This window comes from Flavobacterium sp. CAN_S2 (genome assembly GCF_015752255.1).
Lineage (GTDB): Bacteria > Bacteroidota > Bacteroidia > Flavobacteriales > Flavobacteriaceae > Flavobacterium.
In genome coordinates this window covers 266,958-279,472 of sequence record NZ_JADOVA010000005.1, presented here as the reverse complement: position 1 = coordinate 279,472, position 12,515 = coordinate 266,958, and the positions used below count along the sequence as shown (strand labels likewise).

Below are 12,515 nucleotides of genomic sequence, written 5' to 3'. Positions count from 1 at the left end.
AAAACCGGACCCATTTGTAGTTTTAAAAAAGTGCTGTTTAATTTTTTTAAAACTACATTTGTTTTTAGAACAAAACGCTAATGAAAATAATACTTACAGGTGCAACAGGAGTTCTGGGATCTCACATCATGTACGAAATTCTGGAACTTTTCATCAATACTAAAATGGATGGAAAACTTTTTATAATTGCACGAAATAAAGGCAAAAAATCCGCTTTAGATCGCATAAACGAGCTCTTATCCAGCAGTTATACGCCAAAAATTATAAAAGACAAAGGCATCGCAAAACTGCACGAATACATTGAAATCATTGATACTGATTTGGCTGTTATTCAGGACACTTTTTCAAGCCAAATAAAAGGTGCTTATTTCATTCATTCAGCTGGATTCGTAAATTTATCTACTGATGAAGAGCAACGCGAAAAGATTTTTGACGAAAATACCAAAATCACAAAATCCATTTTCAATCTATTTCATCCTTTCATAAAAAAGTTTATTTACATCGGAACTGCTTTTTCATCTGGAAACCGAAAAGGATTAATAGACAATGATTTTCATAGTTTAGGATTCGAACCGGAGCATCGCAATGCTTATGAGAATTCTAAATTCCACTCGGAAAATTTTATAGCCCAAGAATGTAAAAAAATAAATTTGCCTTTTCAAATTTTACGTCCAAGTGTGATTGGAGGTAAAATGTTAGGAACCGAAAATCCGTATTTTATATCGAAATATATGGTTTTTTATCTTTTGGCTAAATTCTTTCACTTCACTTCCCAACGAAAAGGAAATCAAGAAAATGTGCGTTTTATTGTCAATGAAGACACCGTTTTGAATATTATTCCTGTCGATTATGTCGCAAAAGTGATTGTAATTATATTTCAAAGAGACGATATAGAACAGCTTAATATTGTACATAATAAGAGTTTTAATATGGTAAATGGACTGCGATTGATTATGAAGGAAGTTGGCTATACCAATTTTACTTTAATACAAAATTCGTTAGACTTTAAATATAAAAACACAATCGAAAAATTGTATTATGAAAGTATTGGAAAACACTTAAGCCCTTATTTTACAACAGCTGCGAATGAATATGATACGACTTTGCTGAATTCTATTCTGGAAATACCCAAATTGGATCAGGAAGCTTTCACTAATATGATTAGGTATGCGAGATTAAATAATTTTAAAGATATTAATGTGTAATTTTAGGAGCTATTTCCTGCTATACGTTACAAATGAAATTCACTGAGCTCAAATAAAAATAAAAGTATGGTGAAGTAATCTTTTCCTTTTTAAAGAAAAAAGAAAAAGGATTTTCACTGCTATCGGGGCTAAATCGTTCAACATCAAATTTTCAACATAAACATGAATCTTATTTTAGAAACCGACCGATTAATTTTAAGAGAAATGCTCGCTTCAGATGCGGAATCTTTATTTGAAATGGACAGCAATCCTAAGGTACATCAATATCTTTGGAACAAACCATTAACGGATATCAGCGAAGTACATTCGTATATCAAATCTGTAAGAACGCAATATATTCAAAATAATATTGGACGATTTGTTGTTATTTTGAAAGAAACTAATGAATTAATTGGTTGGGCCGGATTAAAATACAACACCGAAATGGTCAATAATAAAATTCATTTCTACGATATTGGCTATCGCTTAAACGAAAAATTCTGGGGCAAAGGATATGCAAGTGAAGCCAGTTTTGCTTGGCTGGATTATGGTTTTAATGTAATGAATATCAAAATTATGGAAGCCGCAGCGCATACTGCCAATATCGCATCAAACAGAATATTGCAAAAAATTGGACTGAAAATGACTGAAAAATATCTGGAAGACGGTGTTTCTTGGAATTGGTACGAATTAAAAAATCCTAACTTATAATGAAAACAATAAAAATAGCTGGAGTTCCAGAACATTTCAATCTTCCTTGGCATTTAGCCATAGAAAACGGAGATTTCGAAAAACAAAATATCGATTTACAATGGACCGATGTTCCCGAAGGAACTGGAAAAATGTGCCAAATGCTTCGTGATGGTGAAACTGATATTGCGGTAATCCTAACCGAAGGAATTGTAAAAGATATCATTGCAGGAAATCCAAGCAAAATAGTTCAGGTGTATGTGGAAAGCCCATTAATTTGGGGAATTCACGTAGCGGCAAACTCTAATTATAAGACGTTAGCTGATTTAAAAAACAAAAAAGTTGCCATTTCCAGATTGGGTTCTGGTTCTCAATTAATGGCGTATGTCAATGCGGATAATCAAGGATGGAAAACTGATAATCTGGAATTTGAAATCGTAAATACTATCGACGGCGCTGTTGAAGCGTTGACAAATGGAACGGCAGATTATTTTATGTGGGAACGTTTTATGACTAAACCATTAGTCGATAAAGGTATTTTCAGAAGAATTGCTGATTGCCCTACTCCTTGGCCTTGTTTTGTAATAGCAGTTCGAGAAGAAGTTTTGGAAAACAATCCAGTTCTTATTACAAAAATTCTGGAGATCATTAATCAAACTACGCAGGAATTCAAAGATATTCCAAGTATTGACAAAACGTTGGCTTCAAATTACCACCAAAAAATAGAAGATATTCAAGAATGGCTATCGTTAACACAATGGTCACAAAAGCCATTATCAGCAGAAATGTTAAACAAAGTTCAAAATCAACTTTTTCAACTTAAAATTATCGATAAAAAAGGTACTTTTGAGGATATTGTAAAAACAGTCTAGATTTCTGTTTTTATTTTTACTATGATAAAAATAAAAGAAATTAATTTTCAGGGTATTAAACAGCGATTCCAGGTCAAAAAACCTTGGGATGACGTTATTATTTTTATCCTGAACATATTAATTGCTATTCCATTATTTATCATTGTTCATCAAAATTTAATTAACCCAAATTGGTTTCTGAATATTGACAGAGTAGTACTGTTTTTGGTGATGATTGTAATAATTCAAATCATCCTTCGATTCTTGAGAACGATTATTCTCTTTTGTATTATTCTCTATTTATTGGTTTTAGTGTACGGTTCTACAATTGGAAACTATGGATTTAACAGCGTTTTTGAAGATTATAATTCGATAATGTACACGATGTCTGACAATCCATATCCACAAGATATTATTATTGCAAAGTTGCTTCCGTTTCCCAATAAATCAAAAATTATCAATGCCATAGAATATCAAAATCCTAAAATCAGGAATTTTGCAGTTATGGCTACTACAAAACATTTTAAAGACATAAAAGGATATTCTGATTACAGAACCATCATACAATGCTTCGCCGTTTTTAAGGAAATAAACAGCCGATGGAACTACGTAAGTGATCCAAAAGCACGAGATTATATCGCAACTGCTACGGAATCACTGCTTTATTTTTCTGGAGATTGTGATGATCATTCGATACTAATGGCTGCCGCAATTAAGTCTATTGGTGGAACTCCCCGATTAATTCATACTACAGGCCACATTTACCCGGAAATACTGATAGGATCTCTCACTGATTTAGAAAAAGTCAATTTTCTAATCAAAAATGTACTATTTGTCAATGAAAGTAATGAAAATAAACTTCATTATCACGTTGATGAACGTGGCCAAATCTGGATGAATCTGGATTATACGGCCAAATATCCTGGTGGACCTTTCATGTCTGAAGAAATTCTTGGAGCTTTGACATTGGATTAATTTTCATGCCCTTTTTGGTTAAAAAACCGGATCCTATTCCCATCCAAATTTTCAAGTATAGCAATATTCCTCACTTTTAGTCAATTAATTTCCCTATCTTAACCAAACTGAAATTATTATTTTAATTAAAGTTTGCTATGGAAAATTCAAAATTAAAGGCCTTTATCCCATTTTTTTATCTCGTTTGGTCGGATGACCTTTTATCTCAAAAAGAATTCGTTACGTTACAAGAATTTATAAGTTCACAACGCTGGATTTCCGAAAAAGAACAAGAATTTCTTCTTTCAAAAGTAGCGATATGTGTTCCGCCTTCACGAGCACAACTTGCTGAATGGAAAGGTGAAATTGATACTGTTATTCATCAAAATCCTTTGCTGAAATCTATATTTGAAGTTTCTATGGTGCTTGCTGAAAACGATTCTTATATCGAAGATCACGCAGCTGATTTTCTTCAATTGGAGAATGATTTGGGAATTTTAGGAGAAGAAGCAATTGGAAATTTTAAAACAAGGTCAAAAACCTTTACTTCAAATTACCAATCTGCCCATACATTCGAAATTGAAAAACTAACCCGAATTCTGGATGGAGAACAGTCCACAATTATTGAGAAGGTAAAATCAATCATTAGCGGGCCTAAATTTGCTTATGAAAATTCGACTGACACTGCCGTATATCGTGAAAAAGTATACGAATGGTGTAAAATCCTTGCAGACGAAAATTTAGGAAACATGGCGTATCCAAAACAATACGGAGGTGGCGAAAACATAGCCGATTATTTTGCGATTATGGAAACGTTAAGCTATCATGATTTAAGTTTGGTAATCAAATTTGGAGTACAATTCGGGCTTTGGGGAATGAGTATACAATCCCTTGGAACCGAAAAACATTATAGTAAATATTTAAAGGATATTGGTTCACTCCAGTTACCCGGCTGTTTTGCCATGACTGAAACCAATCATGGTTCGAATGTAAAAGGTTTAGAAACAACGGCAACGTACAACCATAATGACCAAACTTTTACCATTCATACACCGCATGAAAAGGCGCAGAAAGAATACATTGGTAACGCAGCAGTTCATGGTCAGATGGCGACAGTTTTTGCCAAATTAATTATTGATGAAATAGATTACGGTGTGAATGCTTTTATTGTTCCAATACGAGATATAAACAGCAAAATCCTGGAAGGAATCACAATTGGTGATTGCGGACTTAAAATGGGACTTAATGGCGTTGATAACGGGAGCATTCGTTTTGAAAATGTGGTTATTCCAAAAGAAAACATGTTGGATCGATTTGCCTCGGTAAACGAAGAAGGAAAATTTGAAAGTCCGATTCCAAGTGACAATCGACGGTTTTTTACGATGCTGGGTACTTTGGTCGGTGGTCGAATTGGGATTCCGAGATCAGCTTTGGCTGCAGCCAAATCAGGATTGACAATAGCGATAAATTATAGCGACAAACGCAGGCAATTTGGACCCGAAGGAGGCTCAGAAGTTCCAATCTTGAATTATCGAATGCATCAACGAAGATTGATTCCATTGTTGGCAAAAACGTATGCGATACATTTTGCTTTGCAATACGTGACGAATCGTTATATTGCTAGAACAGAATCGGAAATGCCAGAAATTGAAGCCTTGGCAGCCGGAATGAAAGCCTACTCAACGTGGAGTACCACGGATGTTTTACAAGAATGTCGCGAAGCCTGCGGTGGTAAAGGATATTTATCCGAAAATAGAATCGATGCGTTGAAAAATGATACCGAAATCTACACTACTTTTGAAGGAGACAATACCGTCTTAATGCAATTAGTTGCTAAGAATCGATTGTCAGAATTTCGCAAGGCATTTGGTGAAATGGATGCTATGGGAATAATTAACTACGTTTTTGAAAATGCCAAAACTGCGATTTCTGAAAAAAATCCAATTGTAACTCGCAAAACTGAGGAAACTCATTTATTAGATGATGAATTTCACTTTAGCGCTTTCCAATATCGAGAAAAAACAATATTGGCATCGGCAGCAAAGCGATTAAAAAAACTAATTGATAGCGGACTTGAACCTTATGATGCTTTTAATGTGGTGCAACATCAAATGATTGATGTAGCTGAGGCGTATATCGAACGAATTGTTCTAGAGCAGTTTCAAAAAGCCATTGAAGCTATAGAGGACAAGAAAAGTAAGGAAATAATGACTCAATTGTGTCAATTGTATGCCCTTTCACAAATGGAAAAAAATAAAGGATGGTATCTCGAAGATGGTTATATGGAAGCTGCAAAAACGAAAGCCATTCGTAAGATGGTGAATCAGCTTTGTTGGGAAATCAGGCCGGATGCTGTTTCATTAGTAAAAGCATTTGACATTCCGGATAGTTGTCTTGCAGCTCCAATTGCTTTAGATTAATATAAGCTTTATTCTAATAAAGGATTGCATAGTTTGAAAGAAACTATTTTCGAATAATTAGCGCTGATAAATCCTTTCTGTTTTAAATTGAATAAAGTAATTTTGCAACGCTATTCTTTTGTCTTAAAATTACGAAACTGCCACAAGATGTAATTTTAAAAAAAAATAAAATTTTCACGTTAAACTAGATAGAAGTAATTAGATATTAATAACTAAATTATTTTTAAATCCAGCATCAATTGTAACGGCCACGTTTTTTCTTTAAGAGAAAAACAATAAAAAAGTTTAAATAAAATAGGAAGTAAAAAATTGGAAAATAAAGAATCAAGCTGGACTATGTGCCTAGAATGTCAAGGACGAGGCAAGAAAAGTCGAGGACTAACTAAGAAAGCGCGACTCCACTATCAGATGGCATTAGACCAGTTTGAAAAGACTAATGGCGAAGGGACCACTCCAGTTCCCCCTAAAGGTCACCTTCACTCCTGCCCCAAATGTTCCGGATCTGGACTGCTTCGTTCGTCCAGACCCCCTTTAGCAGATAAAGAAAACTATCCACATCTTGCCATTATTGGTGGCGGTATTGGCGGAGTAGCTCTTGCTGTGGCCTGTTTGCATCGCGGAATTCCTTTTACCCTTTATGAGCGCGATGATAATTTCGAGGCCAGATCTCAGGGCTACGGACTAACTTTGCAACAAGCCAGTAAAGCAATTGAAGGTTTGGGTATTTTTTCATTAGAAGAAGGGGTAATTTCAACAAGACATTTGGTTCATACTACAGAAGGAAAAGTTATTGGTGAATGGGGAATAAGAAAGTGGATACAATCAGATGCGAAAACTTTTCAAAAACGTACCAATATCCATATCGCACGACAATCTCTACGCTTAGCGTTACTTCAACAACTCGGCAGACAGGATTCGGTGCAGTGGGGACATCAGTTAGTAGATTTTAAAGAATGTGACGGCAAAGGTGTTGATCTAAGCTTTCAAGTGGATGGGAAAATCAAGAATGCTAAAGCAGATCTAGTAGTTGGAGCAGATGGTATTCGCAGTTCAGTTCGGAGATTATTAATAGGTGATGATAGAAGTCCTTTGCGCTATCTCGATTGTATCGTGATATTAGGCATCTGTCCTTTAAAAGCACTTGAAGGTCTTAATAGTCCATTACTGGATTCGGCTACTGTATTTCAAACTGCCAATGGCAATGAGCGAATCTATATTATGCCATATGCTTCAGACTCCGTAATGTGGCAATTGAGTTTTCCAATGCTAGAGGAAGATGCTAAGGCATTAAGTGCTAAAGGACCTCATGCACTCAAGGAAGAGGCAAGTCGTAGAACTCTGTGGCACAATCCTGTTCCTCAGATTTTAGAGGCGACTCTGGAAACTCAGATTTCTGGATATCCTGTGTATGACCGGGAATTACTAGAACCAGAACTATTGGCAAAAGCACAGAAAGTAACTCTGATTGGAGATGCAGCTCACCCAATGAGTCCATTTAAAGGACAGGGTGCAAATCAAGCACTACTAGATGCTCTATCATTGGCTCGCATGATCTCAAGAGGTTGCAGACCTTTATCACAATGGAGAAATGATGGAATTCGGAAAAGTGTATTAACAGAGTTTGAATCAGAAATGTTAGAACGCAGTGCTACAAAAGTGAATGATTCAGCGGCAGCAGCACAGTTTCTGCATTCCGAAATTGTGCTTTATGAGGGTGATGAGCCAAGAGGACGAATTCTAAAGAAAAAAGACGCATAACATAATCGGATTTATCTAAGGTTATCTGTAGTCATTCTATCGCTCAAACTACAACCTATAATTTTTCGGTCATATAAATCAATAATATTTGTCAGGTTTAAAAATCCCTATTTCAATAAAAAAATAGGTGATATCCTAAATAATAATATTCTTCTAGAGATTACAGAGCGGTTTTGGGGTTAAAAATAAATCAATGATACCGTTCTTCTATTGCGATTTTTCGTCGTTGTTTTGCAGTTTCTATCTCTAATAACTTCCATTACTCACTTGTAGAACTTTGCACATTTTTTTAATCGGAAATATTAGTTAATTATTTTTAATGAAACTATAAATCATCGACCGTTCTTAGAAAATACACTATTTATTTTAATATGACTCACTCTAAATCAGTGTTTTTTTAATCTTTTCTACAGTTCATGAATTTTTTCTTACTCGGGACTTAGTTTTAAATTTCCTTTTCAAGGAAAATTTCCCTTCACAAACTCCTCGAACTTTTGCGCCATTTGTACAAACGGGATACTGTTTCTCAAAGCTCTATGGCTAGTACTAATATATTTTTATCTCATAAGTCAATTGGACGAATTTTTCTTTGAAACTTTTGTCTTAAATTTAGAGGCTTTTTTGATAGGTTAAAATTAAGATTATTTATTAACCGTTTGTAATTAATCAGGTAGCATGTTCATCTTCTATAAAATAGTAGTCATTTAAATAAAACTGAAATTATTATTCTATAACTTGAAATAATAAAACTAAAACCAAAATAATAAAAACAAATAATATTGCAGGCAATAATAAGTTTAAGATTGATTTACCAATAGATAATTGCTGTACTTCTGATATTCCAATAACACACAATACAAACGACCAAATTCCAAGTGCAAACTCAATAAAAAGAATAAAATATAATATATAACTTTGTGTGGAAGCTAAACTATACAAATCATTATTTGATTTGAATAGTTCATTTCCATAAATTGCGATTTGAGGAATTAATAAGATTAAAATAAATATAGAAGGAAAAAAAGCATAAGCAAAAACTCTTAATATAGATTGCGTATCTCCCTTTCCATTCATCCAATCACCAGTCCAACTTACAAGTGCAGAATAAATATAATAAGTAATCCAGCCGAAGAGTCCTCCGAAAATCACACAAATTGCAATTATTGTCCAAATGGAATAGTTGTCACCCATATTTTTCGTGGAAGCTCTATCAAAGGTTCTAACCATACCGGCAAGAAATAATAAAACGTACAAATATTTCTCAAATTTGTAATCATTTATAAATTTAAAAGCTTCTCTTGGAGATGTCAATAATTTTATAAAAATATCTTTCTCAGAGATTTGAGTCCTTTTAAGTGGATGTTCTAATTCATTCATTTTTATTAAGATATATGTGTATGTTTTGTATATTATTATAGATTTTTTTAAGATTTAGTAATTAAAAAATAATTTACATGAGAAACGCTGCTAAACCAATTTATTTAATAATTGATTTTCTTATTTGTTTATTTAAACCATATTTTAACATTAAGTCTTGAACTAATTCCGTGAACCATTCAGGAGAATATGGGCTCAAAACTATATCATCAATCAATATATTCAAATCTAATTTTATGTTTATTCCTGAATTATTATCTTCTTTTTTCCAATCAAAATCTATACGCTTCACTTCAGGAACTTTGTATATTAATCTTAATTCATCTTCATAAGAGTATGCCTTATGTTTATGTATTATTTGATAATTTAAATTTCCATCAGGAATCATTTCAGTTTCAAAATCAATATATTTAATTTCACTAATTTGAATATCATCCGTCAAATTATTTTTTAATGAATTGATTAATTTGTCAATTTGTGATGTCACCATGATACCTTTATTCATTTCAGAATATATTTTCCAAAGAGCATAAGATTCAGATTTACTTTTATTCCAACAACATACACAATTTAGTTTTTTAAATTCTTCTTCGAAACCTTGACGAACTTTCAAATCTTTTTCTAAAGAAACTTCTATTTTTGAATTTATTGAAAGTAATTCGTTGTGAATTTGCTCATAATATTTTTTTCTGTACTCAATATTAAGTTTTGGTGAAGAACCTTCAAATTTATCCTCGAGCTTATCTAAACGACAAAAGAAAAGCGATTTACGCTGTAATAACGAAATGAATTTATGATATCAAAATACTTATAAACTTTATAATTCTCTTTTGGATATATCACTGGAGCTGAATATTGATTAAACTCTAATATTGGCATTTTTTTCTTTTTAAGTGATAGATAATTGTTTTTAATATAATCTCCGAATAGAAATAGTTGTTTTTCAAATATACAAATTTTCTTACTCCATTTCCAAGCATTCTCATTTCCAAATTTCCAAACAAAAAACTATCTTCGCTCCATCAAACAAAAAATCCGTTTTAATCTGCGTTTTGTCATTTCGAGCGAAGTCGAGAGAAGCAAATCCGTTTTATCTGTGTCCAAAAAAATCTAAATGCAAAACCTCCTACTCACTCCCATCGAATACCTTAAAGGCGTAGGTCCCAATCGGGGCGAGTTGCTGCGAAAGGAATTGGGGATTTATAAGTATCAGGATTTGGTTAATTTTTTCCCCAACAGATATATTGACAGAACACGATATTACAAGATTAACGAACTGCAAAACAACATTGCCGAAGTTCAGATCATCGGTAAAATCATCAACATCAAAACTGTTGAATTTGGCAGAAACCAAAAACGATTGGTCGCTACTTTTGTGGATGATACAGGCCAAATGGAACTTGTTTGGTTTCAGGGTCACAAATGGATTCGGGAGAGTTTGAAGCTGAATGAAATGTGTGTGATTTTCGGGAAATGCACGTCTTTTGGAAGTACGTTCAATATGGCGCATCCGGAAATTGAATTGTTGAGTGAGCATGAAAAAAGCCTTCGTTCGGCGATGCAACCCGTTTATCCTTCAACAGAAACCTTGACAAATCGTGGGATTTCAAACCGAGTGATTAATAAAATGATGCAACAATTGTTTCTGGAAACGCAAGCATTATTCACAGAAACTTTACCGGATTATTTAATCAACGAATTGAAGCTGATTCCTAAAAAAGCGGCTTTATTCAACATTCATTTTCCGAAAAGTACCGAAGTTTTGGAGAAAGCCAAATTCCGATTAATATTCGAAGAATTGTTCTTTATTCAACTGCAACTAATCACGAAGAACCTGATTAGGAAACATAAAATAAAAGGGCATCCGTTTGCAACCGTAGGCGAATATTTCAATAATTTTTATCAGCATCATTTGCCTTTTCAATTGACCAATGCACAAAAAAGAGTTATCAAAGAAATCCGAACGGATATGGGCAGCAACGCCCAAATGAACCGATTGCTGCAAGGTGATGTAGGTTCCGGAAAAACCATTGTGGCTTTTATGAGCATGCTTTTGGCACTTGATAATGGATTCCAAGCGTGCTTGATGGCGCCCACAGAAATCTTGGCAAACCAGCACTTTGTTGGTTTATCCGAATTAGCAGAAACCTTAAATATAAATATCAGAATCTTAACCGGTTCAACCAAAATAGCACAACGCCGAATTATCCATGAAGAACTGGAAAACGGTACGTTACATATTCTCATCGGAACTCATGCTTTACTGGAAGACAAAGTAAAATTCAAGAATTTAGGATTGGCAGTAATTGATGAACAACACCGTTTTGGAGTAGAACAACGCTCTAAATTGTGGAAGAAAAATGTGATTCCGCCACACGTTTTAGTGATGACCGCCACGCCTATTCCGCGAACTTTAGCGATGAGTTTGTATGGCGATTTAGACATTTCGGTGATTGATGAATTACCTCCGGGACGAAAGCCGATTCAAACCGTACATCGTTTTGACAGCAATAGATTGAAGGTTTGGAAATTCCTTCGGGATGAAATCGCTTTAGGTCGCCAAATCTATATTGTGTATCCGTTGATTCAGGAATCGGAAAAAATGGATTTCAAGGATTTAATGGATGGTTATGAAAGTGTTTCCAGAGATTTTCCATTGCCGCAATATTCGATTTCAATTCTGCACGGAAAGATGAAACCAGCGGAAAAAGATGCCGAAATGAAACGCTTTTCGGAAGGGAAAACCAATATTATGGTAGCTACAACCGTAATCGAAGTTGGCGTGAATGTTCCTAACGCCAGTGTGATGATTATTGAAAGTGCTGAACGTTTTGGATTATCGCAACTGCATCAGCTTCGCGGTCGTGTGGGTCGTGGTGCGGAGCAAAGTTATTGCATTCTGATGACGAGCCATAAATTGAGTTCCGACAGTAAAACCAGAATGGAAACGATGGTGCAAACGAATGATGGTTTCGAGATCGCGGAAGTCGACTTGAAGCTTCGTGGTCCTGGTGATTTAATGGGAACCCAACAAAGCGGCGTACTTAATCTTCAAATTGCCGATTTGGTTCGAGACAGAGATATTTTGGCTTTAGCCAGAAATTTTGCTTTAAAACTTCTTAAAGAAGATGCGGGAATGCAAAAACCGGAACATGCTGCTTTGAGAGCTGTTTTTATTGAAATGACTAAAAAGAAAAATATCTGGAACTATATAAGTTAAATTAATATTCTTCTACATTTTTATCTGTTTAAAATTACGCTACCAAATTTATTTTCTTAAA

Annotated in this window: 9 protein-coding genes; 7 read left to right on the top strand and 2 right to left on the bottom strand. The window is 34.3% G+C overall.

Annotated features, from left to right (window positions below; all coding sequences use genetic code 11):
* Positions 1–80 precede the first annotated feature (80 nt).
* The 6 genes from IWX80_RS15065 (at position 81) to IWX80_RS15040 (ending at position 7,857) form a co-directional block, all read left to right on the top strand.
* The gene (locus IWX80_RS15065; protein ID WP_196854150.1) at positions 81–1,205 is read left to right on the top strand and encodes an SDR family oxidoreductase; all 1,125 of its coding nucleotides are present in this window, start codon (positions 81–83) and stop codon (positions 1,203–1,205) included.
* Positions 1,206–1,367: 162 nt separating this feature from the next.
* On the top strand, positions 1,368–1,895 hold the full coding sequence (locus IWX80_RS15060) for a GNAT family N-acetyltransferase (RefSeq protein ID WP_196854149.1): 528 nt from the start codon (positions 1,368–1,370) through the stop codon (positions 1,893–1,895).
* Entirely contained in the window at positions 1,895–2,746 is an 852-nt protein-coding gene (locus IWX80_RS15055) for a substrate-binding domain-containing protein (protein WP_196854148.1), read from the top strand. Before IWX80_RS15060 ends, IWX80_RS15055 begins: the two co-directional genes overlap by 1 nt.
* A 21-nt stretch (positions 2,747–2,767) precedes the next feature.
* Positions 2,768–3,700 carry a transglutaminase gene (locus IWX80_RS15050; protein WP_091169861.1) on the top strand — a complete coding sequence of 311 codons (933 nt, stop codon included), beginning with the start codon at positions 2,768–2,770 and terminating at the stop codon, positions 3,698–3,700.
* 137 nt (positions 3,701–3,837) lie between these two features.
* Positions 3,838–6,099, top strand: a complete 2,262-nt coding sequence (locus IWX80_RS15045) for an acyl-CoA dehydrogenase family protein (protein ID WP_196854147.1) — start codon at positions 3,838–3,840, stop codon at positions 6,097–6,099.
* Between the two features lie 336 nt (positions 6,100–6,435).
* Positions 6,436–7,857, top strand: coding sequence for an FAD-dependent oxidoreductase (locus tag IWX80_RS15040; protein ID WP_196854235.1), 1,422 nt, complete (start codon positions 6,436–6,438; stop codon positions 7,855–7,857).
* Between the two features lie 723 nt (positions 7,858–8,580).
* Here the strand turns inward: IWX80_RS15040 and IWX80_RS15035 are convergent.
* Positions 8,581–9,234 carry a Yip1 family protein gene (locus IWX80_RS15035; RefSeq protein ID WP_196854146.1) on the bottom strand — a complete coding sequence of 218 codons (654 nt, stop codon included), beginning with the start codon at positions 9,232–9,234 and terminating at the stop codon, positions 8,581–8,583.
* A 100-nt stretch (positions 9,235–9,334) separates the two neighbouring features.
* Complete coding sequence (locus IWX80_RS15030; protein WP_196854145.1) at positions 9,335–9,847, bottom strand: DUF2971 domain-containing protein; 513 nt, start codon at positions 9,845–9,847, stop codon at positions 9,335–9,337.
* A gap of 501 nt (positions 9,848–10,348) precedes the next feature.
* Between IWX80_RS15030 and recG the strand changes: the two genes are divergently transcribed.
* Positions 10,349–12,454 carry an ATP-dependent DNA helicase RecG gene (gene recG / locus IWX80_RS15025; RefSeq protein WP_196854144.1) on the top strand — a complete coding sequence of 702 codons (2,106 nt, stop codon included), beginning with the start codon at positions 10,349–10,351 and terminating at the stop codon, positions 12,452–12,454.
* Positions 12,455–12,515 lie beyond the last annotated feature (61 nt).